22 protein-coding genes are annotated in these 24,562 nt (G+C 64.2%); 13 read left to right on the top strand and 9 right to left on the bottom strand.

What is annotated here, in order from left to right:
- Positions 1-19: 19 nt before the first annotated feature.
- The gene (locus JQK88_RS26060; protein ID WP_112566108.1) at positions 20-370 is read right to left on the bottom strand and encodes a RidA family protein; all 351 of its coding nucleotides are present in this window, start codon (positions 368-370) and stop codon (positions 20-22) included.
- A gap of 221 nt (positions 371-591) precedes the next feature.
- Here JQK88_RS26060 and JQK88_RS26055 point away from each other — a divergent pair, with 221 nt between their 5' ends.
- The 10 genes from JQK88_RS26055 (at position 592) to JQK88_RS26010 (ending at position 12,395) form a co-directional block, all read left to right on the top strand.
- Positions 592-1,839, top strand: a complete 1,248-nt coding sequence (locus JQK88_RS26055; protein ID WP_203279889.1) for an MFS transporter — start codon at positions 592-594, stop codon at positions 1,837-1,839.
- Entirely contained in the window at positions 1,839-2,600 is a 762-nt protein-coding gene (locus JQK88_RS26050) for an SDR family NAD(P)-dependent oxidoreductase (protein ID WP_192255906.1), read from the top strand. Before JQK88_RS26055 ends, JQK88_RS26050 begins: the two co-directional genes overlap by 1 nt.
- Before the next feature lie 30 nt (positions 2,601-2,630).
- Complete coding sequence (locus JQK88_RS26045) at positions 2,631-3,647, top strand: NAD-dependent epimerase/dehydratase family protein (protein ID WP_192255904.1); 1,017 nt, start codon at positions 2,631-2,633, stop codon at positions 3,645-3,647.
- An 11-nt stretch (positions 3,648-3,658) separates the two neighbouring features.
- Positions 3,659-4,582 (top strand): allantoinase PuuE, encoded by a 924-nt coding sequence (locus JQK88_RS26040; RefSeq protein ID WP_192255902.1) that lies wholly within the window; start codon positions 3,659-3,661, stop codon positions 4,580-4,582.
- 2 nt (positions 4,583-4,584) lie between these two features.
- Positions 4,585-5,919 carry a dihydroorotase gene (locus tag JQK88_RS26035; protein ID WP_203279888.1) on the top strand — a complete coding sequence of 445 codons (1,335 nt, stop codon included), beginning with the start codon at positions 4,585-4,587 and terminating at the stop codon, positions 5,917-5,919.
- 9 nt (positions 5,920-5,928) lie between these two features.
- The gene (locus JQK88_RS26030; protein ID WP_203279887.1) at positions 5,929-6,702 is read left to right on the top strand and encodes an SDR family NAD(P)-dependent oxidoreductase; all 774 of its coding nucleotides are present in this window, start codon (positions 5,929-5,931) and stop codon (positions 6,700-6,702) included.
- A gap of 212 nt (positions 6,703-6,914) precedes the next feature.
- Positions 6,915-8,777 carry an ABC transporter ATP-binding protein gene (locus JQK88_RS26025; RefSeq protein ID WP_203279886.1) on the top strand — a complete coding sequence of 621 codons (1,863 nt, stop codon included), beginning with the start codon at positions 6,915-6,917 and terminating at the stop codon, positions 8,775-8,777.
- Complete coding sequence (locus JQK88_RS26020) at positions 8,777-10,663, top strand: ABC transporter ATP-binding protein (protein WP_203279885.1); 1,887 nt, start codon at positions 8,777-8,779, stop codon at positions 10,661-10,663. The genes JQK88_RS26025 and JQK88_RS26020 overlap by 1 nt, the downstream gene beginning before the upstream one ends.
- A gap of 258 nt (positions 10,664-10,921) precedes the next feature.
- The gene (locus JQK88_RS26015; protein ID WP_112566134.1) at positions 10,922-11,086 is read left to right on the top strand and encodes a DUF3309 family protein; all 165 of its coding nucleotides are present in this window, start codon (positions 10,922-10,924) and stop codon (positions 11,084-11,086) included.
- A gap of 94 nt (positions 11,087-11,180) precedes the next feature.
- Entirely contained in the window at positions 11,181-12,395 is a 1,215-nt protein-coding gene (locus JQK88_RS26010) for an NAD(P)/FAD-dependent oxidoreductase (protein ID WP_192255893.1), read from the top strand.
- Positions 12,396-12,487: 92 nt separating this feature from the next.
- Here the strand turns inward: JQK88_RS26010 and JQK88_RS26005 are convergent, their stop codons facing one another.
- Entirely contained in the window at positions 12,488-12,910 is a 423-nt protein-coding gene (locus tag JQK88_RS26005) for a hypothetical protein (RefSeq protein ID WP_192255891.1), read from the bottom strand.
- An 80-nt stretch (positions 12,911-12,990) separates the two neighbouring features.
- Positions 12,991-14,187 carry a TCR/Tet family MFS transporter gene (locus JQK88_RS26000; protein ID WP_192255889.1) on the bottom strand — a complete coding sequence of 399 codons (1,197 nt, stop codon included), beginning with the start codon at positions 14,185-14,187 and terminating at the stop codon, positions 12,991-12,993.
- A gap of 163 nt (positions 14,188-14,350) precedes the next feature.
- Here JQK88_RS26000 and JQK88_RS25995 point away from each other — a divergent pair, with 163 nt between their 5' ends.
- Positions 14,351-14,989, top strand: a complete 639-nt coding sequence (locus JQK88_RS25995) for a TetR/AcrR family transcriptional regulator (RefSeq protein ID WP_192255887.1) — start codon at positions 14,351-14,353, stop codon at positions 14,987-14,989.
- Positions 14,990-15,002: 13 nt separating this feature from the next.
- Here the strand turns inward: JQK88_RS25995 and JQK88_RS25990 are convergent, their stop codons facing one another.
- Complete coding sequence (locus tag JQK88_RS25990; RefSeq protein ID WP_192255885.1) at positions 15,003-16,169, bottom strand: MFS transporter; 1,167 nt, start codon at positions 16,167-16,169, stop codon at positions 15,003-15,005.
- A 94-nt stretch (positions 16,170-16,263) separates the two neighbouring features.
- Positions 16,264-16,494, bottom strand: coding sequence for a DUF1127 domain-containing protein (locus JQK88_RS25985; RefSeq protein WP_192255883.1), 231 nt, complete (start codon positions 16,492-16,494; stop codon positions 16,264-16,266).
- A gap of 126 nt (positions 16,495-16,620) precedes the next feature.
- On the opposite strand from JQK88_RS25985, the gene JQK88_RS25980 reads away from it, so the two are divergent.
- A complete protein-coding gene (locus JQK88_RS25980; RefSeq protein WP_246750046.1) occupies positions 16,621-18,138 on the top strand; it encodes a winged helix-turn-helix domain-containing tetratricopeptide repeat protein in 1,518 nt (505 codons plus the stop codon).
- A gap of 196 nt (positions 18,139-18,334) precedes the next feature.
- Here the strand turns inward: JQK88_RS25980 and JQK88_RS25975 are convergent, their stop codons facing one another.
- The 4 genes from JQK88_RS25975 to JQK88_RS25960 all read right to left on the bottom strand — a co-directional run bounded on the left by JQK88_RS25975 (position 18,335) and on the right by JQK88_RS25960 (position 22,971).
- Positions 18,335-19,435, bottom strand: a complete 1,101-nt coding sequence (locus JQK88_RS25975) for an alcohol dehydrogenase family protein (protein ID WP_192255881.1) — start codon at positions 19,433-19,435, stop codon at positions 18,335-18,337.
- Positions 19,436-19,443: 8 nt separating this feature from the next.
- Complete coding sequence (locus JQK88_RS25970) at positions 19,444-20,823, bottom strand: aspartate aminotransferase family protein (protein WP_203279884.1); 1,380 nt, start codon at positions 20,821-20,823, stop codon at positions 19,444-19,446.
- Between the two features lie 32 nt (positions 20,824-20,855).
- Positions 20,856-22,349, bottom strand: coding sequence for an NAD-dependent succinate-semialdehyde dehydrogenase (locus tag JQK88_RS25965; RefSeq protein WP_203279883.1), 1,494 nt, complete (start codon positions 22,347-22,349; stop codon positions 20,856-20,858).
- Positions 22,350-22,479: 130 nt separating this feature from the next.
- Positions 22,480-22,971, bottom strand: coding sequence for an Lrp/AsnC family transcriptional regulator (locus JQK88_RS25960; RefSeq protein ID WP_203279882.1), 492 nt, complete (start codon positions 22,969-22,971; stop codon positions 22,480-22,482).
- An 83-nt stretch (positions 22,972-23,054) separates the two neighbouring features.
- On the opposite strand from JQK88_RS25960, the gene ehuR reads away from it, so the two are divergent.
- Positions 23,055-24,440 (top strand): MocR-like ectoine utilization transcription factor EhuR, encoded by a 1,386-nt coding sequence (gene ehuR, locus JQK88_RS25955; protein ID WP_203279881.1) that lies wholly within the window; start codon positions 23,055-23,057, stop codon positions 24,438-24,440.
- The last annotated feature ends 122 nt before the right edge of the window (positions 24,441-24,562 follow it).

Raw genomic sequence — 24,562 nt, 5'->3', positions numbered from 1 at the left:
TTGCCCACCCCAATCGGCCTCAGCCGACCGCCGCCGTCACCATGATCTCGACGCGGTACTGGTCACCGGCGAGCCGCGCTTCCACCGTGGCGCGCACCGGCATGGCACTGCGATCGATCCAGGCGTCCCAGGCCGTATTCATCATCTCGAAATCGGCGATGTCCCTGAGCCAGATCTGGGCGCTGAGGATTTTGGTCTTGTCGCTGCCGGCCTTGGCCAGAAGGGCATCGATCTTGGCGAGGATCTGCTTGGTCTGCGAGGTCGTGTCGCCGGAGAGGTCGTCCGCCGTCAGGCCCGCGACATAGACGGTGCCGTTGTAGCGCAGCACCCGGCAGAAGCGTTGGCCGTTTTCAAGACGTTCGATCGTCATGCAGTTCCTCCTGGCAGCTTCGATAGCGGCAGTTGCCTATGGTATGGACGGCACAAAACCGCTGTAAAGCCCGCCGGAGCCCAAGATGCCGCTTTCCGTCTCCGGCATGGCCAAAAAAATCGAAGCCATAGCCGTATCTATCTTCGTTTGCAGCAATTGCTGCCCCGTGTAGCCTCCTCGTTCAGGGTGGCGTCGTCGACGGCGCCGTCAGGGGAGCAGCCATGAGGTCGATCGCCCAATCCGCGATGCGGCTGTGGCAAAACGCAGAGCGCTCGCGCGCTTTGCTGCCGATCATGGCCGGTATTTGCCTCGCCTGCATCGGCAGCGCCATGCTGACCACCGCCGTGTCGCTGCATCTCGGCAAGCCAGGCATTTCCCCCGATGTCGTCCAGATCGTGCTCACCGCCTATCCCGTCGGCTTTTTCGTCGGCTGCCTGGTCACGCGCCCGGCGGTCGCCCATTACGGCCATGAGCGCACCTTCGTGGTGATCCTTGTGCTGGCGCTGTTGGCGGCGGCAGGCTTCGTCTTCACCGATTTCGTGCCGACCTGGATCTGCTTTCGCCTGCTGGGCGGCATGTCGATGGCGTCGCTCTTCGTCGTCTGCGAAAGCTGGATCAATCTCTATGCCGAGCAGCACAATCGCGGCGCGCTGTTCTCGCTCTACATGCTGACGACGGCGATCGCGGTGCTGCTCGGACAACTGCTCGTCGCTCTGGTCGGGCCGCAATCGCCGCATCTGTTTCCTGTCGCGGCAGCGACGGTGCTGCTGGCGCTGGTGTCCAAATTCATCGGCGGACGCTGGCCGGTGCTGCCTGCCTCTCCCGCCGAACCGGAGCACGCGAGCGGACCGGTCAAGCGCCTCGGTCCCCTGGCGCTGTTCCGGCTGGCTCCGGTGACGGTCGTGGCCATCTTCCAGGGTGGCATCACCAATATGAACATCTTCGTTCTGACGCCGATCTACGGCACCCAGATCGGTCTGTCGGCGGCGACGACGGTCGGCCTGGTGACGACCATCAGCATCGCCGGCATGCTGGCGCAGACGCCCGTCGGCTGGCTGTCGGACCGGTTCGAGCGGCGGCTGATCCTGCTGGCGCAAGGCCTGCTGTCGGTGACGCTTTGCGCGGCAATCGCCTGGCTCGGCAATTTTTCGGAACCGCTGCTGTTCGTGCTGTTTTTTCTTTATGGCGCCACGGCGCTGACCATCTATCCGGTGGCGATGGCGTTCGGCGCCTCGCAGCTGCACAGCCGGCACATGGTCGGCGCCTCCGGCACGCTGCTTCTGCTCTACTCGATCGGCAATGTCGCGACGCCAGGCGTGTCCGCCGGCTTGATGGCGCATATGGGTGCGCCGGCGATGTTCCTGCTGCTGGGCGGCGGCGCGGTTCTGGTGACGCTTGCCGCCTGCTATAATCTGCTGCGCCGTCCGGTCTCCGTGCCGATCGTGCAAGCCGTCGAGGACCGGGTTTGATGACGACCGCCATGAACCGCCTGCAAGACAGCGTCATCCTGATCGCGGGTGCCGCGAGCGGCATCGGCGCAGCGATCGCCAAGCGGTGCATTGCCGAGGGCGCCATGGTCGTCTGTGCCGACTATAATCTCGACCCGGCAACGCAACTTGCCGACACGCTTGGGCCTTCGGCAGCCGCCTGCCAATGCGACGTGACGGATAGCGGCTCCACCAGGAACGCTGTCGAATTCGCGCGACAAAAATTCGGTCGGCTAGACGGGCTGGTGCACAATGCTGCGGCCCCTTCGACCAGCGCCACTGTCGTCGATCTCGACGAGAGCGCGTGGCGGCGCGAACTCGATGTCGGCTTGACCGGCGCGTTCCTGATGAGCAAGTACGCGGTGCCGCTGATCGCCGCAAGCGGTGGCGGTTCGGTTGTCTTCATCGGCTCGCAGTTCGGCCGCGTCGCCACCACCAAGGCTGTTGCCTATTGCGCCGCCAAGGCCGGGCTCATCCATCTCGCCAAGGCGATGGCGGTCGACCATGCGCCCGACAAGGTGCGCGTCAACAGTCTCTCGCCGGGCGCGGTGGCGACGACGCGGCTGTTGCGCCGCTTCGCGGATTTCGAGGCGGCCAATGCCGGGCTCGGGCCGGCGCATCTGCTCGGCCGGATCGCGGAGCCCGAGGAGATCGCGGCGGCAGCCGCTTTCCTTTTGTCGTCGGACGCGTCCTTCGTCACCGGCTCGGACATGCTCGTGGATGGCGGCTATGCGACGCGCTGAATTCTTCAAGTCGATTTCAAAGGAGTTCCCATGACGCTGCTCGTCACCGGCGGCACCGGTTTTGTCATGAGCGTGGTGGCGCGCGAATGGCTGGACCGCGATCCGCACGCCCGCGCCGTTATCCTCGACCGGTCGGGGCTCGACGCGATTGCGGAAAAATTCTTCGCGCCGGTGCGCGACCGCCTAACCGTGCTGACCGCCGACATACTGGATCCCAAGCAATGGGCTTCGGCACTCGACGCGCATGGAATCACGGCAATCGTCCATGGCGCGACGGTGACGCCGAACTCGCGCCCGAGCGACCCGACGCAGCCGCCCGAGGCCAACGATCCGGCGGCCATCGTCGACGTCAATCTGATGGGTACGGTGCGCATGCTGGAATGGGCGCGCGGCCGCCCCGGCATCAAGCGCTTCGTCTATGTCAGCTCCGGTTCGGTCTATCGCCACAACGGGCCGGACTGGAGCGGCGAGCCGCTGCCCGAGGACGGCTATGTGGCGCCTCTGACGCTTTACGGTATCTCGAAATTCGCCGCGGAAATGGTCACCAACCGCTACGCCGACCTGTTCGGCCTGTCCGCCATCTCGGTCAGGTTGTCCTCGGTCTATGGGCCGATGGACCGCGTCACCGGCAGCCGCAATGTTCGGCATTTGCCGAACCGCGTCGCGCATATGGCGCTCAACAGCGAAACGATCCGGCCGAACAGCCTTGAGCCGCTCGGCGACTATGTGCTGTCGAGCGACGTCGCCAAGGCTGTCATGGCGCTGCTCGATGCCGAGACCTTGCGCTATCGCCACTACAACATCGGCAGCGGCGGTACGCAGACGGTCGGCGACTTTATCGGCTGGGCTAGCGAACGCTTCCCCGGCCTGAAAAGTGAAATCAGCCCAACCGAGACGGCGAACATCACCATGAACGCGACGCTGAAGACCGGCATGTGGGGCGAATACGATCTTGCCCGCATCGAGCGCGATACCAGCTGGCGGCCGACGCCGGCGAAGCAGGCGTTCCACGATTACATCGACTGGATCGCTGCCAACGAAGTTTGAGGAGCAAAGCGATGCCGACCGATTTTCAGCAACCGCGCGACTTCGTCGGCTACGGCCCGCATCCGCCCTTCGTGAAATGGCCCGGCGGCGTCAAACTCGCCATCAATCTGGTGCTCAACTACGAAGAAGGCTCGGAATATTCCTGGCTCGAGGACGGCCGCAACGACAATTGGGGCGAGTATAATCTCGTCTCGAGCCCGCCGGTGCGCGACCTCGGCACCGAGACGCATTTCGAATATGGCAGCCGGGCCGGTGTCTGGCGGCTGGCGCGGCTGTTCGACCGCTATGACATCCCGATCACCGTCTCCGCCTGCGCGGTTGCGCTGGAGCGCAACCCGGCGGTCGCCGAATGGATGAACGCGCGCGGTCACGACCTGCTCGGCCATGGGCTACGCTGGATCGACTACACGACGATGGAGCGCAGCGAGGAAGAGCGCCAGCTGCACGAGGCGATTGCGCTCTACGAGAGGCTGATGGGCAGGCGTCCGCTGGGCTGGAACTGCCGCTCGCTGCCGAGCGTCAACACGCGCGATCTGTTGGTGCGCGAAGGCGGGTTTCTCTACCACTCTGATCCCTGCAATGACGATCTGCCGTATTTCCTCGACCATCAAGGCACCGAGATCCTGGTCGTGCCCTATTCCAAGACACTGAACGACAGCCGCTATCTCGTCGCGCCGGGTTACAGCAATCCGCGCGACTTCGCGCAGGATTGCCGCTCGGCCATCGACTACATGCTCGACGAAGCCGACGAGACCGGCGGCCGCATGCTGACGATCGGCATTCATGCGCGCTGGATGGGCCAACCCAACCGTGCCTCGGGGCTGCGCGAGGTGATCGAGCATGTAAAGCAGAAGCCGGCGGCCGCCTTCATGCGGCGCGAGGACATTGCCCGGTTCTGGCTGGAGAACCATGCTGGCTTCGAGCGGCACGGCTGAGTATGTTCGAGACGCTGATCAGGGGTGCGACCGTCGTCAACGCCGAGAGGCAGGAACGGCGCGATGTCGGCATTGCCGGCGGCCGCATCGCGGCGCTGATCACACCCGGTGGAACGGCTGAAGCCGCGACGGTAGTGGATGCCTCGGGCTGCCTGCTCCTGCCCGGCCTGGTCGACGCGCATGCGCATCTGCGCGAGCCTGGCCTCACGCACAAGGAGGATTTTTCCTCGGGCACCCATGCGGCGGCACTTGGTGGCGTCACGACGGTGCTCGACATGCCGACCGACGAGCCATGGACGGCCAGCGCCGAACAGCTCGCCGACAAGATGGCGACGGCGACAGGCCGTCTCCATGTCGATGTCGGCTTCCAGGCCGTGGTCAGCCGCGATCTGTCGCGCATTGCCGGCCTGCTCGCGCTCGCACCGGTGTCGTTCGAATTGTTCACCTCCGATGTGCCGGAGGCCTTCCTGTTTCGCAATTTCGACATGGTTGCCGAGGCACTCAGACATTTCGGCCACGCCGACACGCTGATCGGCATTTCGCCGGGCGATCAATCGATGCTGACCGGCGCCAATGAGCGCAACAAGACGGGGACCATCGCGGCCTTTCTCGACAGTCGGCCACCGCTGGCGGAAGCCGGCGGCGTTGCGCGCGCCGTGCTTGCCGCCGCCGCGACCGGCGCGCATATCCATGTCCGGCAGATCAATTCAGAACCGGGCGTCGAGGCGTGGAGCCGGCTGCGCGACAGGGCCGATGCCAGTGTCGAGACCACGCCGCAGAACCTGTTCTTCACCGCCGACGACTACGAAACGCAAGGCGCCAGGCTGAAGGGGTCGCCACCGCTACGGTCGCGTCAGGATGTCGAGGCCTTGCGCGCTGCGCTGAAGGGTGGGCTGATCGACATCGTCGCCACCGACCACGCACCGCATGCGCCGGCCGAAAAGGCCGCCGCTTACGCTGCTTTCGCCGATATCCCCGGCGGCATGCCGGGGCTGCAGACGCTGCTGCAGGTGATGCTGAAGCTCGTCGATGAGGGGCTGATCACGTACCCCGATGTGGTGCGGATGTGCGCACGCAATCCGGCCGAGCGTTTCGGGCTCGGCCGGCGCAAGGGACGCATCGCTACCGGCTATGACGCCGACCTGCTGATCGTCGACCCACGCCAGTCCAGTTCAATCTCGGACGCCGAACAGGTTTCCCGCGCGGCCTACACGCCGTTCGACGGCTGGAGCGTCAAGGCGCGGCTGACCAATGTGTTTCTGCGCGGGCGACAGATCGTGCGCGATCAGGTGCTGACCGGTCCGGGGCAAGGCAAGGTCGTGCGCCGGGAACATTGAGGAGAAGAGATGGCCCTGCTCAAGGACAAGGTTGCGATCGTCACCGGAGGAAGCTCCGGCATCGGCCGCGCCATCGCGCTGAAATTCGCGGCCGAAGGCGCTGCCGTCGTCATTGCCGATACCGCCGAATTGCCGATCGAAGGCGGCCAGAGCACCGCCGATCTGATCCAGTCGACTGGCGGGACGGCGATGCATGTCGCGACCGACATTTCGGATTGGAACGCGGTCGATGCGCTGGTCGGCGCGACGGCCGAGCGTTTCGGACGGCTCGACGTAATGGTCAACAATGCGGCCATCTACACCAGCACCAACCTAGTCGAGACCACGCCGGAGCAATGGAACCGCGTGATCAGCGTCAATCTGACGGGGTTCTTCTACAGCTCCAAGCGCGCCGTCATGCAGATGCTGACCCAGGCGCCGGTGAACGAGGTTCGCGGCCGCATCATCAACATTTCCTCGCAGCACGGCATGGTCGCCTGCCCCGGCGATTTTCCCTATTCGGTGAGCAAGGGTGGCATCGTGCAGATGACGCGGCAGATCGCCGTCGACCACGCCGATGATTTGATCGTCTGCAACGCCATTGCGCCCGGCAAGATCATCACCGGCAAGCCGGGTGTCGCCAACGATCCCGATGCGCTCGCCTATTCACGCAGCCGCACGCCCTGGCCGCGGCTCGGCACCCCGAATGATGTGGCGGGAGCCGCGCTGTACCTCGCCAGCGACATGGCAAGCTATGTCACCGGCATCAATCTGATGGTGGATGGCGGCTGGATGGCGGGCTGATCGTGCGGAACAATGCCCCGTAATGCGCCATAAGCCACCAAACCTGTAATCTTAGCGTCAGCTCATATGGTCATGCGCCACCCTACAGGCACAGTGCGATGCCGTCATTGGCCCTTGAACGGCCAAAATGGAGGCGTACCATCCCAGCATCTGAAACTGAGTCTGCTTTCATTCGTCCGGGCTAATGTCCGGATCGGGCTGGATATTTTTCCTTGAATACGGATGCAGCCAGCGGCGCGGCGAAGCGCGGCAAATCGTTTGCCCATGTGGCGGAGGCCTCCTGGGGCAAGGGCCTCAGCACGCTGCTGCGCATCGTGCGCATGACGCTGCGCCATCCCTGGCAGGTGGCGATCACCATCGTCTCGACCTTCATCGCCGCAACGCTGCAGCTGTTCATCCCGCGCCTGCTCGGTCGCGCCATCGACCAGGCGCAAGGCGTGATGGCCGCGAGCGGCGGTGCGGCGGCGGAGCAGGCGCTGTGGACGACGGCGCTCACGCTGCTCGTCGTCAGCATATTGCGCGGCCTCTTCACCATGGCGCAGAACTATTATGGCGAGGCCGTCGGCCACCGCACCGGCTATGAATTGCGCCTGGCCTTCTACGAGAAGATCCAGCGGCTGAGCTTCAACTTCCATGACAGGGTGCATACCGGCGATCTGATCACGCTCGGCCTGCTCGACCTCGACGGCGTGCGCATGTTCTTTTCCACCGGCATACTGCGCGTCGTGCTGCTCGGCGTGTTGATCGGCGTCGGCTCCCACCTCCTGATCAGCGCCGATCTCGAACTTGGGCTGCTCAGCCTGAGCTTCGTGCCGTTCGTGGCCTGGCGCTCCTCGGTCACCCAGCTCAGGCTGCGCAGCACCTGGCTGACGCTGCAGGAGCGGCTGTCGGTGCTGAGCCGGGTGATGGACGAGAATCTCGGCGGCATCCGCGTCGTCCGCGCCTTCGCCGCGCAGCGGCATGAGTTGGAAAAGTTCGACCGCGCAAAGCGGTCGGCATTGGAGCTTGCCAATGAGCGCGTCGACATTCGCGTCTCCAACACCAGCGCCATGAATTTCTCCTTCCTGGCGGCCATGGGGCTGGTGTTGTGGTTCGGCGGCCAGAAGGTGATCGCCGGCGAGGTCAGCGTCGGCACGCTGGCCCAGTTCCTCACCTTCATGACCATCCTGCAGATGCCGGTGCGCCAGCTCGGCCTGATGGTCAATTCGTTTGCCCGCGCCTCGACCTGCGGCACCAGGCTGTTCGAGCTGCTCGACGCCGAACTCGACATCGAGGATGCGCCTGGCGCCAAGGACCTCGTCGTCACTGACGGCGTGCTGCGCTTCGACAATGTCGGCTTCCGCTATGCGGGCACAGGCGGCCGGCCGGCGCTGTCGGCCATCTCGTTCGAGGCCAGGTCCGGCGAGACGGTCGGCATCGTCGGCCCGCCAGGCAGCGGCAAGTCGACCATCGCGCATCTGATCCCGCGTTTCTATGACGTGACGTCGGGCGCGATCACCATTGACGGGCAGGATATCCGCGCCGTGACGCTGCAATCGCTACGCAAGGCGGTCGGCGTCGTGCAGCAGGACGCCTTCCTGTTCACCACCTCGATCGAGAACAACATCGCCTATGGCAATCCCTGGGCGCGCGAGACCCGCATCGGGCAGGCCGCCGAGTACGCCCAGCTGCACAACTACATTATCGGGCTTCCCGCCGGCTACACCACGGTCGTGGGCGAGCGCGGCGCCTCGCTTTCCGGCGGCCAGCGGCAGCGCCTGACCATTGCCCGCACCCTGATGCTCAGACCTTCGGTGCTGGTCTTCGACGATTCCACCGCGGCCGTCGACGCCGGCACCGAGCAGCGGATCCGCACGGCGATGAAACGCTTCGCCAAGGACCGCGTGACGCTGATCATTTCGCACCGGCTGAGCTCGCTGATGCATGCCGACCAGATCCTGTTCATCGAGAACGGCCGCATCGCCGAGCGCGGCACCCATCAGGAATTGCTGGCGCTGGGCGGACGCTATCGCGCGCTCTACGACCTGCAGCTGCGGCCGGAGGACGACCTCCCTGTCGCCGTGGGAGCCGCATGATGTCGACACAGAACGACGACGAGAAGGAAGACACCAGCCGCCGGCCGACCAAGGCCGTCGTCGGCTCGCATCGCGACGAAGAAGAGGTCTTCGGCAAGGTCTACGATCCGCGGATCGTGCGCCGCATCTGGAGCTTCGTGAAGCCTTATCAGGGCAGGATCTTCATCTCGGTCGCAGCGGTGCTGGTGTTCACGCTGACGCAGCTGGCGATCCCGCTGGTCATTCGCTACGCCATCGACCACGGCATGGCGGCAGGCAAGGCCGACCGCTCGGTGATGAACTGGGCGATCGGCGCCTTCGCACTGATCATCCTGATCAACTATGCCGCCAGCTATGTGCAGGAAAGCGTCGTCGGCAAGGTGGCCGAGAATGTGCTGTCGGACCTGCGCCGCGCCATGTTCAGCCATCTGCAGCGCGTCTCGCTGAGCTTCATGGACAAGACCGAAGTGGGCCGGCTGATGTCACGCCTGCAGGGCGACGTCAATTCCATGCAGGAGTTCCTCGAGACCTCCGTGATGTCGGTGGGCGACATCGTGCTCTTGTTCGGCATCGTCACCGTTCTGTTGTGGCTCGATTTCCGGCTCGGGCTTTTGACGCTGTCGACCATGCCGGCGCTGTTTGTCGTACGCCTGTTCTGGCTGCCGCGCGCCAAGGTCGCCTTCATGGCCGCGCACGAGACCAATTCGATCGCCAATGGCGCGCTCGCCGAAGGCATCCATGGCGTGCGCACGGTGCAGAGCCTGGAGCGCCAGCACGTCAATTTCGACCTCTATGACGAGAAAGTGCTGGCCAATCTGAGGACGCATTTGACCTCGGCGAAATATGCGCAGGTGATGGTGCCGATCGTCGACACGCTGACCGGCATAGCCATGGCGACCGTCATCGTCATAGGCGGTTCGATGGTGCTGTCGCACAGCCTCGACATCGGCGTCATGGTGGCGTTCCTGTTCTACATCCAGCGCTTCTTCGACCCGATCCGCTCGCTCACCATGCAGTACTCGGTCATGCAGCGCGCCATGGCTTCGGGCCAGCGCATCTCCGAAGTGCTCGACGTGCCGGTCGACGTCAGCGACAGGCAAGGCGCGGTGGCGCTGACGCGCGACATGGACGGCTCGGTCGAGTTCAGGAACGTCACCTTCGGCTACCGGCAGAACCAGCCGGTGCTCAAAAATGTCTCGTTCCGAGTCAATCCAGGCGAGACCGTGGCCCTGGTCGGGCCGACCGGATCGGGCAAGTCGAGCTGCATGGCGCTGGTGCACCGTTTCTACGATGTCTGGTCGGGCGAGGTGCTGGTCGGCGGCCACGATGTCCGCGACGTCACGCAGGATTCGCTCGGCGACCAGGTGGCCATGGTGCTGCAGGAGCCATTCCTATTTTCAGGAACGGTGCTGGAAAACATCCGCTATCACAAGACATCAGCAACCCGCGAAGAGGTGGTGCGAGCGGCGCGGGCTGTCGGTGCGCACGATTTCATCGAGCATCTGCCCAATGGCTATGACACCGAGCTCGAACAACGCGGCGGCAACCTCTCGCTCGGCCAGCGCCAGCTGATCAGCTTTGCGCGGGCGCTGGTCGCCGACGCTAAGATCCTGGTGCTGGACGAGGCGACGGCGAGCATCGATTCCTACACGGAAATGCTGATCCAGAAGGCGCTGCTCACGCTGCTGGAAGGCCGCACCGGGCTGGTCATCGCGCACAGGCTGGCCACCATCCGCGGCGCCGACCGCATCATCGTGCTGCAGAATGGCGAGATCGTCGAAAGCGGCAACCACGACCAGCTGATGGCGGCGAAAGGTCTCTACGCGCGGCTTTACAACATGAACTACGCCTCGTTCGACGATATTGCCGAGGAAGACTTAGGCGCGCCGGCCGGCAAGGCGACGTGAAGGTGGCCTGTTGAGCCCACGGAAACTCGCGGCAAGCGGGGCAGAGCGGGTCAGCGATTCTATCAAACGCCGAGTCCCTCCGAAGCCAACAGGCAGGATTCCTGCTTTTCTTAGCCGTCAAAAGAGACCGTATCACTCCGGCTGCGCTTGCCCTTGGCGCGCAAGGGTTGCAAAGGCATTGGAACAGGATGGCCTGCCGCGAGTTTCTGTCTTCGAGCCGCGCGGCGTGAATGGCGCGGCAGCTCAAGGAGACGGCATATGGGCCTGGGTACCATTCTTATTATCATCCTCATCATCGCGTTGCTCGGCGGCTTCAGCGGCCTCGGCGGCGGACCGTTTTACGGCACCGGTTACTATGGCGGCGGCGGCCTCGGGCTGGTGCTGCTCATCGTCATCATTCTGGTTGTTCTCGGGCGAATATAGCGTCGCCGACAGCGGCCGCCGGACTTCGGCGGCCGCTCTTCGTTTGAAGACATTGGTTAGCAGCTGAAGACATTGCCGGCGCCTGGAGACATTGGTGGCACGCAAACTCGACCTGCGCAGCGGCCGGCCGGTCTGGTTTGCCTATCGGGCTCCATCGGTGCCGACCGAAAGACTGACCCGCGATGTCAAGACCGACGTGTTGATCGTCGGCATGGGGATCAGCGGCGCCATGGCCGCCGAAACGCTGACTGCCGCCGGTCGTTCGGTGATCTGCATCGACAGGCGCGGACCCTTGCAGGGATCGACCGCGGCGACGACGGCTCTGGTGCAGTTCGAACTCGATCAGCCGCTGACGAAACTTTCGGCAATGGTCGGCAAGGCCGATGCCGGACAGGCATGGCGGCGCTCACGCCTTGCGGTGTCCAACCTTAGCGGCCGGATCGCCGAACTCGGCATCGACTGCAACCTGACACCATCTTCCGCACTCTATCTCGCCGGCGATGTGCTCGACCCCTCTGCACTGCGCGACGAGGCGGAGGCGCGCCGGCAGGTCGGCATCGGCGCAAGCTACCTCACCCGCAAGGCACTCACCGACAGCTTCGGCATCGACCGTGCCGGCGCTATTCTTAGCCACGGCAATCTCGCGCTCGACCCGCGCAAACTGACTGCCGGCCTGCTGCTGAAAGCCCTGCAGCGCAAGGCGCGTTTCTATGCGCCTGTACAGGCGACGGCGATCGAGGACAGAAGCGATCAGGTCGTCGTCGCCACCAGCGGTGGCCCGACGATCACCGCGCGGCATCTGGTGCTGGCCACCGGCTACGAACTGACCGACGCCATCCCGAAGACCGCGCACAGCGTCGTGTCGACCTGGGCGATCGCCACGGCGCCGCAACCGAAAAACATATGGCCGGGCTCTGTGTTGATCTGGGAGGCGTCGGAGCCATACCTATACCTGCGCGCGACGGAAGATGGCCGCGTCATCTGCGGCGGCGAGGACGAGGACTTCACCGACGAGGCACGCCGCGATGAGTTGATCGCCGACAAGGCGAAACGTCTGGCGAAGAAGCTGCATCGTTTGCTGCCGCGGCTCGACGTGAGGCCCGAATTCGCGTGGACCGGTTCGTTCGGGACAACCAGCACCGGCATGCCCTGTATCGGCGCCCTGCCCCGGCATCCGCGCATCCATGCCGTGATGGGTTATGGCGGCAACGGCATCACCTTCTCGCAGATCGCTTCGGAGATCGTCGCCTCGGCGATCGGCGGCGTAGAAGATGCGGACGCGAAGCTGTTTTCATTCAGCCGATCCTGATCGGGCGCCTTCGCCCGCCACGCCGCCGCTCAGGCAATGAGTTCTACAGCACCCGCGGATGAAGCTTCCGTCTTCAACCGGGCCAGCGCATTTCAGGGTGTGCAACTGCTGACGCTTTTGAACGTCATTTCATTTCTGCAATCATATTCCGGAGGCCAGTCGTTGCTAATTCTGGTGCAGTATTGGGCGATTATGGCTTCCGCGCTGTACCGGCCAATGAAAATATCGGGCTTTATGGAATTGTCGGTTTGCAGACCGGTGAAAAAGCTGATTTCCGATCCGCTTTTGCAGGCATAACCGATCATCAGATCGTCTTTCATCCGACCGGCAATCTGAGCGCAGCCTGCCGGTCCAGGAAGTGCATCCGAAATTTGAGTAATCTCCAGGCAGGTTCCGTGTTGCGGTTCGCGCCACTTCGAGTTCAAGGCGGGAAGATCATCCGCCAATGACATGGTTGTCGCCGCGCCCAGAAATGCCATCTCGACAATGACAGAAATCAGGAAAGCTTTCTTCATCGATATCTCTCCCTGTTACATCCCGGTGAGTATAGCATATTTGCAAGGTCTGGTGTGTGATCGGCTTTACTTAGGAAGATCTACGCGATCGCTGACTCTGCGGAGCGAGCGGTTCGGGTGCCGAGAAGAACCAGCGGAATTGCGATTGCGTAGACGACCAGCACCGAGAGCCAGACGGCTCCGGGCCACTCTTTCTGGACGACGAAGTAGAAGGTCGAGAAGCCGAGTGGGGCGATGACCGAGGCCAGGCTGACGGCCGATGCCAGCACGCCCTGGAGTTGACCCTGGCGAGCCGGGTCGACCCGCCTTGTGGCAAAGGCCTGGAACGCCGGGGCGCCGATGCCGGCAAGCGCGAAGACCGGCATGATGGCGAACACCATCCAGCCGTGATTGGCGAAAGCCATGGCGAGAAGGGCGATGCAGGCAAAACCTGTGCCGGTGACGACGGCCCAGCGCTCGCCGAGCAATCTGGCTGCCGGGCCGGGCAGGAATGCCTGCACCAGCGTCTGGCAGACACCGAAGGCGCCCAGCGAAAGGCCGATCCAGACGCCGTTCCACTGGAACGTGTCGAAGCCCCACAGCGCCCAGCAGGTGCCGTAGGCTTCTCCGGTGGCGCTCATGATGAAGAACACGAGCACGATCGGCAAAAGCCCCTTCAAAGAGAACACCCAGCGCAACGGCGCAAGCGGGTTGAGTGCGGCCAGATCAAGCTTCTGGCGGGCAGGTGCGCGCGACTCCGGCAGGGTGAAAAAAGCCAGCAGCAGATTGCAGGCGTTGAGCACGGCGGCGGCGATGAAAGGCAACCGCAGCCAGTGGTCGCCGAGCAGACCGCCGAGAACCGGCCCGATGATGAAGCCGGCGCCGAACACGGCGTTGAACAGGCCGAAGCGACGGGCGCGCTTGTCCTCGGGTGAAACGTCGGTGATGTAGGCCATGGCAACGGAGACGTTGGCGCTGGTCAGGCCGGCAATGGCGCGGCCGAGGAACAGCATCCAGAGCTGCGGCGCGAAGGCCATGACGATGTAGTTGATGGCCGCACCGGCGAGCGAAATCAGCAGCACCGGACGCCTGCCGATGTTGTCGCTCAAGGCGCCGAGCATGGGCGCGAAGACGAATTGCATGAACGCATAGAGCGCGGTCATGATGCCGATATAAGGTGCGATGTCAGGGCTGTGCGTCACCTCTTCGAGGAGGCGCGGGAGGATCGGGAAGATGAGGCCTATGCCGACGGCGTCGAGGCCGATCGCGGCGAAGATAGCGGTAAGGGATTTGTTCATGGTGAGATCCAGACGATGAAAAATGGTGAGCCCATGACGCGCGCCTTGCGCTGACGGTCCTGGGTCTCTGCAGTCAGATCGAGCGGAGAAGCTTGCTTTTCGGCTCAGCTCTTACTATACTCGATACAAACTTGTACTCAGTACATATTCAACCAGGAAAGCCATGTCAACCCCGTCCGACCTCCGGGCCCGCAAGCGCCTCGCCACGCGGCAAGCCATCTCCAATGCCGCCACGCTCCTGTTCTTCGAGCGGGGCTTCGATGATGTGACGGTGGACGAGATCGCGGCGGCCGCCGATGTCGGGCGGATGACGGTGTTCAATCACTTCCCGCGCAAGGAGGACATGCTCTTCGACCGCGACGAGGAAGGCCGCGAGATGCTGCGCGAGGCTCTGCGGCAGCGCGATCCAGGCATCGCGCCGATCGAGGCGTTGCGGCTGTTCGCGCATCGCCTGGTTGCCGAACGTAGCCCCGTCGTCGAATTCTCCGCCAGGAGCCAGGGCCTGATCAGGACGGTCGAGGGCAGCGAGACGCTCAAGGCGCGGGCGAGAGCGATACGGGATGAGCTGGCGGACGTGCTGACGGTAGCGCTGACTGAAGGCGCGGGGCGTGATGCCGCCGACCCCGACGCCCGGCTGGGTGCGGCGCTGCTCCTGACGACATGGAGTGTGGCCTTCATCCAGGCGCACCGGACGTTTCGAGAAACCCGCGACAGCGGCCAAGCGAGCGCGGCCTTTCTCGCTCTCGTCGACAAGGGCAGCATCGGCCTGAAAGCCGCAATGGCAGGCACGCCTTACGCCTGAGCAAGGTCTTCGCTCAAACCCGCCGTCTCTGCGCCGTCAGAAACACCACCAGCACACAGCACAGCAGGCCGAGCGACGACGGCAGCCCCTGATGTCCGGTCAGTTGCATTGCCAGCCCGGCCGCGGGCGAGCCGACGATGCCGCCTATGCCCCATACGATTCCGAAGGCGGCATTGCCGGCAATCAAGGCCTGACCGGTGAAACGCTCGCCGAGCTGGATCAGCGACAGCGTGTAGATGCCGAACGAGACCCCGCCCCAGACGAAGAAAAGCGGCCAGATCAGCCAATTGTTGAAGAGCAACGGCAACAGCAGGCAACCGGCCAGGCACACCAGGACACAGAACAGCATCATCCGCGTCGAGCCAAACCGTTCGGCCGCGCGCCCGAGCACGATCTGCAGCACCGCATTGCCGGCGATGAAACAGGTGATGAGCGACGCAATGCGCTGCTCGGCGCTGCCAAGTGCGGCGCCATAGACCGCGAACAGGGAAAGCAGGACCTGCTCGAAGGCGGCAGCGGTGAAAACGGCAAACAACAACAGCGGCGCCAGGGCAAAGAAGCCGCCGACCGACACCGCCTCGCCGTCATGCGGCATGTCGGGCAGGCGCGCTGCGACGGCGAGCACGATCAGGCCGCAGACAAGGAAGGCCGCGCTGCCGATGATGAAGGGCGGCCACCCATGGGTGCCCACAAGGCCGAGCGACAGTGGGCCGAGGCCGAATCCGGCGGAAACAATGGAGGAGTAAAGGCCCATGATGCGGCCCCGGCGCGCGGCGGGCGTGATCGAGACCAGCCAGGTTTCGCTGATCATGTAGAGCGGGTTGGCAAAGAAGCCGAGCAGGAAGCGCAACGGCATCCAGGCCCAGACGTCCTGCGTCCAGGCAATCGCGATCAGGGCGCTCGCTGCCAGGATTGAACACAGAACCGCAAAGCGCGCCGCGCCCACGCGCCGGACCAGCGCCGGCGTGAAGAGCGACGATACGATGAAACCCAGCGGCGTCATTGCCGCCGAGAGGCCGATCAGGCCCGGTGTCGTCCCCTGCCGTTCGAGGATAAAGCTGAGCAGCGGATAGGTCAGCCCCTGCGCGACGGCAAACACCGTGACGGTCGCGATGATGCCGGCCATCGCGGCCCACGGGATGCGGTTCTCGCGCGGTGACGTCGCGTCTTCGGCGCTCATGCAGCCTTCGAAGCAGGATCGGCAAATTCCGGCAAGTGCAAATACCGGCGAAGCGCCGCGGCACGCACAAACGGGCGATGCGGTATCATCCGGCTCACACTTGCCAGAAGCGTTTGACGATCTCTGCCTCGACCTGGCGTCTGGTCAGGCCGATATCGTCGATCAGATGCGGATTGGCCTCCGCCATCTGCGTCAGGTCCCAGCGAAAGCGTATCCGCTCACGCCAGGCCGCAATCATGCTGCGCGGGCCCGTCAGGTACCGGCGCGATGACGCCGCGGGTTTTTCCGGCCAGGCTGCCGGGGCAGAAGCAAGGGTATCGTTCATGGCAACCTCCATTCGGCTTGAGGGGCAAGAGCCCTCGGTTTGAAAGAGGCTGAATTCTGCAGCATGCGGACGGCGCCGTAATTAAGCCTTCCCAAATAGTTCTCAAAACTTCCAAACGGGCTATAGATGCGCGTTATGCAAGGAGTGCGCTTTGCCTTTGGTCCGTTCGTGCTTGATCCGGGTGCGGGAACGCTCCTTCGGGACGATGTCCCCGTCGCAGCCGGTCATCGCGGACTGCAACTGCTGGCGGCGCTCGTCGCCCGGCCCGGCGAGATCCTGGCCAAGGCCGAGTTGATGGACGCGGCATGGCCAGGCACGGCCGTCGAGGAAGGCAACCTCACGGTCCAGATCGCGCAATTGCGCAAGCTGCTGGGTCCGGCCGCGAATGGCGGGGAATGGATATCGACGGTTCCGCGCGTCGGCTATCGCTTCACCGGCGCCATTGAACGGCTCGGCGATGCAAAGCGACAGCCTTTGCCGCTGCCCGCCAAGCCGTCGATAGCCGTGTTGCCCTTCGCCAATTTCAGCAACGACCCCGAGCAGGAAGCCTTCGCCGACGGGTTGACTGAAGACCTCATCACCGACCTGTCCCGGATCGGCGGCCTGTTCGTCATCGCGCGCAACTCGACCTTTGCCTACAAGGGCAAGGCGGTGGATGTGCGCGAGATCGCCAGGGAACTTGGCGTGCGCTATCTCTTGGAGGGCAGCGCCAGGCGTGCCGCCGGGCGCGTGCGCATCAACGCCCAGCTGGTCGACGCACTGAGCGGCGAGCATCTGTGGGCGGACCGCTTTGATCGCGGCCTGGAAGATATCTTTGCCGTCCAGGACGAGGTGACGACCAAGATCGTCGAGGCCCTGCTTGGCCGCCTGCGTGCGCCCCTGCCGCGCAACCGGCCAGGGAATCTCGAGGCGTACGATCTGTGTGTGCGGGCCCGCAAGCTGATCGACGTCTCGCCGGAGACGGCGCGCGAAGCGCATCTGATGCTGACGCGTGCGATTGGGCTCGATCCGGACTATGCCGAGGCCTATCGCTGGCTTGCCATGAACCACTGGATGGGATGGGTGCATTGGGGCGAAGCGATGGAGCCTGCCCGCGGCCTTGCCCTGGACCTGGCGCGCAAGGCCGTGGCGATCGATCCCAATGATGCCGGCTGTCACTGGGTGCTTGCCAACCTGCTTGCCTATGAGCGCAGATTCGATGAGGCGGACGCGGAATTTGCCAAGGCGTTCGAGCTCGACCCGAACGACGCCGACGCCTGGGCGACATTGTCCGATATCACGACCCTGGCCGGCCAGGTGGAGGAGGGCCTCGAGCAGATTCGCAAAGCGTTCCGCCTGAACCCGTATCCGGCAAGCTGGTACTATCTAACGCTCGGCCAGGCGCAATACGCGGCGCGCGACTACGAGGCCGCCGTCGAGACGCTGCGCCGGGACGAGACCTATCGCACAAGCTCACGCCGCTTCCTGGCGGCGAGCCTCGCCCAGCTCGGCCGGCTCGACGAGGCGCGCGCCGAGGTCGCAATGTTCCTCGTCGCCAACCCGCATTTCACAACCCGCCACTGGGTCGAGACCGAGCCATTCCGCGACACTGCCACGCTCGAACATTTCGTCGATGGCTTCCGCAAGGCCGGCCTTCCGGAGTGACGGACCGCCGGCGACCTGCCGAACATCCATTTGTTTGCGCCATCCAGATCACTCACGAAGCCGTCGATCGACATGGACATCTTCAGGATCAAGTCTCTCACGGCTTCCTCCTCGTGGCGGTTCTAACCCAAGGACGGGCCGGATCGACAACACCTCACGATGATTTTCTAACCGCACGAAAGCCCGTCCTGCCAGGTCAGCCATTGACCCACATGGCGTCCGGCACGACCACCAGCTTGCCGACAAAATCCTTGGCGATGAAGTCGGCCTGCGCCTTGTGAAAATCGGACAGTCTGTAGACACCGCCAACCAGCGGCCGGATTTTCTTCGCCTCGATGTAGCGGACGATGCGGCGGAAATCGGCGCGCGTGCCCTGGCTTGAGCCATGCAGCTGCAGCTGCTTGAGGTACATCGTCCTGAGATCGAGCTGGACGACCGGGCCGGCGATGGCACCGGCTGTGGTGTAGCGGCCCTCGGGCCTCAGGATGCGCAACAGGTCGTTGAAGATCGCCCCGCCGACGAGATCGGCGACCACGTCGATCGGCTGGCCGCCTGTCGCTTCGCTGACAGCGGCTGGCAAGTCGGCGACGCCGCGGGTGATGACGGCCTCGGCGCCGATGTCGCGCACCGCCTGTTCCTTGCCCTTGCCGACGACAGCATAGGGTATGGCGCCGCGTGCTCGCGCCAGTTGCACGATGCCCGAGCCGACACCGCCCGAAGCGCCGGTGACAAGCACGCGCTCGCCGGCCTTGAGTGCGGCGCGCTCCAGCATCTGTTCGCCGGTGAGGTAGGCGCAGCAGAAGGTGGCGAGTTCGATGTCGCTCATCTCGGTGTCGACGACATGCGCATTCTCGGCCGGCACCGCCTGGTACTCCGCATAGCCGCCGTCCCGGCCATGGCCCATATAGTCGATGTCGGCGAGCGAATCGTCGTCGCGGTTGTAGATCGAGAAATCGACCATCACCCGTTCGCCGACGCGGTCTGGCGAAATGCCTTCACCGACGGCAGCGATGGTGCCGACCGTGTCGGTGCCCTGGATGCGCGGGAAAACAAGTGTGTTGCCTTGCCGCCGCCAGGTCGACACGGCGGCAGCATCTTCCTCCGTGCCATAGGCGCCCTGGCGCACCCAGACATCGGTGTTGTTCATGCCGCAAGCGCTGACCTTGACCAGCACTTCACCCAGGCCGGGCACAGGCACTTTCACATCGGTGCGATAGACGAGTTTCTCCGGTCCGCCGTGCCCGGTGAGCAGCACGGCGGCCATGGTGGCGGGAACGGTCTTGGTCATGGCATTCATCGTTCGTCTCAAAGATTGGCAAACACGCTGTTGACGGCATCGGCGGTCTTCGAAACGACGATGTCTGCTTCCCCACGGGTCAAGCAGAGCGGAGGCGCGAAGCCGAGTATGTCGCCCTGCGGCATGGCGCGGCCGATGACACCGCTGGCGGCAAGCGCCGTGGCCACCTGTGGCCCGATCTTGAGCGAAGCGTCGAAGAACACCCGGTCGTCCTTGTCGGCGACGAACTCGACCGCCGCCAACATGCCGGCACCGCGCACATCGCCGACATTCTTGTGGCCGCCGACCGCCTTGGCCAGTTCGGCGCGGAAATAGGCGCCAGTCTCGCGGGCGTTTGTCACAAGGTCCATCTCGTCGATCAGTTCGAGATTGGCGACGCCTGCGGCAACGCAGATCGGATGCGCCGCATAGGTCCAGCCATGGCCGAGCGCGCCGAGCTTGTCCGAACCCTGCACCAGCACCTGCCAGACCTTGTCGGCAACGATGACGCCGGACAGCGGCGCATAGGCCGAAGTCAGGCCCTTGGCGATGGTGATCAGGTCCGGCTTGATGCCATAGTGGTCGGAGCCGAACATGGTGCCGAGACGACCGAAGCCCGTCACCACCTCGTCGGCGACCAGCAGCACGTCATACTTCTTCAGCACGGCCTGGATCTTTTCCCAGTAGCCGGCGGGCGGCGGCACGATGCCCCCGGTGCCGAGGATCGGTTCGCCGATGAAGGCGGCGACGGTTTCGGGGCCTTCAGCAAGGATCATCTCCTCGAGCTTGTCGGCGCAGTGCTGCGAGAACTGCTCCTCGCTCATCGAGCGGTCGGCGCGGCGAAAGTAGTAGGGCGCCTCGGTGTGCAGGACCGGCGCGCGCGGCAGGTCGAAGGCGTTGTGGAAGAGGTCGAGCCCGGTCAGCGATCCCGTCATCACGCCAGAGCCGTGATAGCCGCGCCAGCGCGAGATGATCTTCTTCTTCTCCGGCCGCCCAAGCACATTGTTGTAGTACCAGATCAGCTTGATGTTGGTTTCGTTGGCGTCCGAACCGGAGAGCCCGAAATAGACTCTGGACATGCCCTTGGGCGCACGGTCGATGATCATCTTGGCCAGTGTGATCGAGGCCTCGGTGCCGTGACCGACATAGGCGTGGTAGTAGGCGAGGTTCTTCGCCTGGGTGGCGATGGCATCGGCGATCTTCTGGCGGCCGTAGCCGACATTGACGCAATAGAGGCCGGCAAAGGCATCGATGCTCTTCTTGCCATTGTTGTCCCAGACGGTGACGCCTTCACCACCGGCCATGATGCGCGTCGGCGATTCACCGCGCGCATGCGTGCCCATATGGGTCGAGGGATGGAAAAAGTGGTCGCGATCCCAGGCGTTGAGTTCGTTGGACTGGTCGAGCATTTCTTGACTCCTTGAGAGCTGGCCGGACGGACTTATGCGACGTCCAGGCAGAGGTACTTCAGATCGGTGAAAGCCTCCAGCCCGTGGCGCGAGCCTTCGCGCCCGATGCCGGATTGCTTGACACCGCCGAACGGGATCGGCGCGCCGGTGATCTTGACGCGGTTGATGGCGACCATGCCGTAGTCGAGCGCGCGGCCGATGCGCTGCTGACGGCCGCCGTTCTCGGTGACGACATAGGCGACGAGGCCGTATTCGGTGGCGTTGGCGCGGGCGATCACTTCGTCCTCGCTATCGAAAGGCGTGACGGCGGCGACCGGGCCAAAAGTCTCCTCGCGCATGATCAGCGCCTCGTCAGGGACATCGGCCAGCAGCGTCGGCTGGTAGAACAGCGGCCCGGCCTGATGTCGCTTGCCGCCGGCGAGGCACCGCGCGCCGCGAGCGATGGCATCGGCAACCTGTTCCTCGACCTTGATGACGGCGCGCTCATGCATCAGCGGCCCGATGTCGGTGCCGTCGGCAAGCCCATTGCCGGTCCGCAGTGCCTCGATGCGCCTGGCGAAGGCGGCGCAGAAGTGTTCGTAGATCGGGCGCTGGACGTAGATGCGGTTGGCGGCAAGGCAGTCCTGGCCCGATGTGGCGAACTTGGCGTTGATGGCAATGCTCACGGCCTTGTAGAGATCGGCGTCCGCAAACACGATCAGCGGCGCGTGGCCGCCAAGCTCCATCACCAGCCGCTTCATCGTCGGCGCACTTTGTGCGGCGATCAGCCTGCCGATCTCCGTCGAGCCGGTGAAGCTCATGGCACGGACGCGTGCATCCTCACACATGCGGCCGACGATGGTCGCCGCTTTGCCGGTGATGACGTTGAAGACACCGGCGGACAGGCCGGCACGCTCGCCGAGTTCAGCCATCGCCAGTGCCGACAGCGGCGTTTCCGAGGACGGATGCGCGACGATGGTGCAGCCGGCGGCAAGGGCTGCGGCTGCCTTGCGGGTCAGCATGGCGGACGGAAAATTCCATGGCGTGACGATGCCGACGACGCCGAGCGGCTCGCGCCGCACCATCATCTCGGCGTTCGGCAGATGGCTGGTGACGCTCTCGGCATTGAGGCGCTTTGCTTCCTCGGCATACCACTCAACGAAGGAGGCGGCGTAGTCGATTTCGCCAAGCGATTCCTGCAGCGGCTTGCCCTGTTCCAGTGTCATCAGCAGAGCAAGATCGTCTTTCGCGGCGATGATCAGTTCGAACCATTTTCGCAGAATTTTCGAGCGCTCCTGCGACAACAGGGAGCGCCAGGCTGGAAAGGCGCGCGCGGCGGCATCGATTGCTTTTGTCGTTTGCCGCGCATCGAGCGCCGCGACGAAAGCGACAGTCGCACCGGTGGCCGGATCGGTGACCTCGAAACTTTCCGCCGCCTCGCTTGCCGTCCAATGCCCGTCGACATAGGCGAGTTCGCGCAGCAGCCGGCGGTCGGTGAGTCGGTCGAGCGCTTCATGGCGATGTGAGCGAGCGAAATGCGCGGACATGGTCGAGGCCTCCCGGTTCGGACTGATGCGGGAAGCCTATCCGTCATGAGCAGACAGAGAGGCTGTTTGCGTGCCTGGCCGCAGAGAGAGTCTCTCTATTCTGCCGCCTTAGCAGACAATCTCTCCGGCCCTATGCCGACGCCGGTAGTAGGTCAGCTATCGGAAGCACCACCTCTTCCTTCACCGTCTTGGTGACGATGTAGGTGAAGTAGCGATCGATGCCGATCTCGCGCTCGAGCAAGCCGTCGACCAGACGCTGATAGGCGTCGATGTCGCGCGCCATCACCTTCACCACATAGTCGACGCCGCCGCCCACCGACCAGCAGGCGACGATCTCGGGGATGTCCCGAATGACGCGTTCGAAGCGGTCGAAATCGGCCTGGCGGTGGCTGGCCAGCGTCACCTCCATCAGCACGGTGGCGACCGGCGCCACGACGCGCATGGCGATCCTGGCGTGATAGCCCGAGATGATGCCGGCCTTTTCCAGCTTGCGCAGCCGCATCCAGCACGGCGTCGGCGACAGGCCCACCTGCTCGGCCAGCGCCAGCTTGGTGATGCGCCCGTCGCGCTGGATGGCGTCGAGGATTTTCAGGTCGATCGCGTCGAGTTTGGCTGATGTCATCGGCGTGCGCTTTTTTGTCGGCATCACCATGACGGCGCATTATTTCGATTGTCAATTGCACTGATTTCGATCTCTAATAAGTCATGACATTGTGGCAACCCGATCCCGCGCTCCTTCGCCGGCCGGCCTATCAATCGCTGGCCGACCAGTTTGCGCGCGCCATCCATGACGGGCGCCTCGCCAATGGCACGCGGCTGCCGACACACCGCCGGCTGGCAGATGATCTCAAATTGTCGGTGCAGACGGTCAGCCGCGCCTATGAGGAACTCATCCGGCGCGGCCTGATTTCGGGCGAGATCGGCCGCGGCAGCTTTGTCCAGACGCAGCGCCGCGAGCCGGAGCCGCCCTATCTGCCGGAGCGCCTCGGCGAAGTCATCGACCTCTCGATCCTGAAGCCGGTCTGCGAGCCGATGCATCTGGAGCGGCTGAAGCAGGCGCTGGGCTGGCTCGCCGAAAACCTGCCGTCGAGTTCGGCGCTGTCGTTCCGGCCCAACATGGTATTTCCGCGCCACCGCGCGGTGGCGGTGGACTGGCTGAGACTGTGCGGGCTCGACATTTCCGCGCAGAATATCAGTCTCACCAACGGCGCCACCGCGGGGATGACGGTCGCGTTGATGAGCGTGGCGCCGCCGGGCTCGACCGTCGCCACCGAAGCCATCGGCCACCACACGCTGGTGCCGCTGGCGCGTTATCTCGGTTTCAACCTCGAAGGCCTGCCGATCGACGGCAATGGCCTGATTCCGGAAGCGCTCGACGAGGCCTGCCGTCTCGCCGACATTCGTGCGGTCTTCGTGCAGCCTTCGGTGATCAACCCGACGGCCACGCTGATGGATGCGCGTCGGCGCGAAGAGATTGCCGCGGTCGCGCGCAAGCATGACATCGCTATTATCGAGAACGATGTGCTGGGTCCGCTGGTTGAGGACCGGCCGCCGCCGGTCGCCGCCTTTGCGCCGGAGCGCACGCTTTACGTTACGTCCTTCACCAAGATCACCGTGCCCGGCCTGCGCATCGGCTACCTCGCCGCGCCCGACCGCTACGTCGCGGCTGTGGCCAACCGGCATCTGGTGTCCAACTGGATGGCGACGCCGTTGGTGGCCGAGATCGCCACCAAATGGGTCACTGACGGTACGGCGATGGAGCTCGTGCGCTGGCAGCGCGCGGCCTTGCGGCGGCGCCAGGACATCGCGGCCGAAGTGCTGGCCGGGGTCGATTACTGCGCCCGGCGCGACGGGCTGCATATCTGGCTGCAATTGCCGGCCGACCGCGCCGAGGAGAGCTTTGTCGCCCAGGCTCGCCTTCAGGGCGTCGCGATTGCGCCCGGCATGTCCTTCCGCATCTCGGACTCGCCCTGGCATCCGGCGGTGCGCATTTCGCTGGGCTCGACCACCGAAGGGGAACTGCGCGCCGGCCTCGGCGTTGTCACCAAGCTGCTGCTTGGCGATCCGGAGCACCTGCTGCTCGCAATCTGAGCGGAAATTGCCCTGAAATTGTGCGGTCGCGGAAATATTGTCATGATATTATTTTCCCAATTGACATGATTTGGCGCCTTCCGCATCGTTAAGGGCACAGGCTTCTCCAGCAGGGGAAATTC

Source organism: Mesorhizobium caraganae, assembly GCF_016836705.1.
Lineage (GTDB): Bacteria > Pseudomonadota > Alphaproteobacteria > Rhizobiales > Rhizobiaceae > Mesorhizobium > Mesorhizobium caraganae.
Note: the sequence above shows the minus strand (reverse complement) of the source record. Positions and strands in the feature narration are given on the sequence as shown.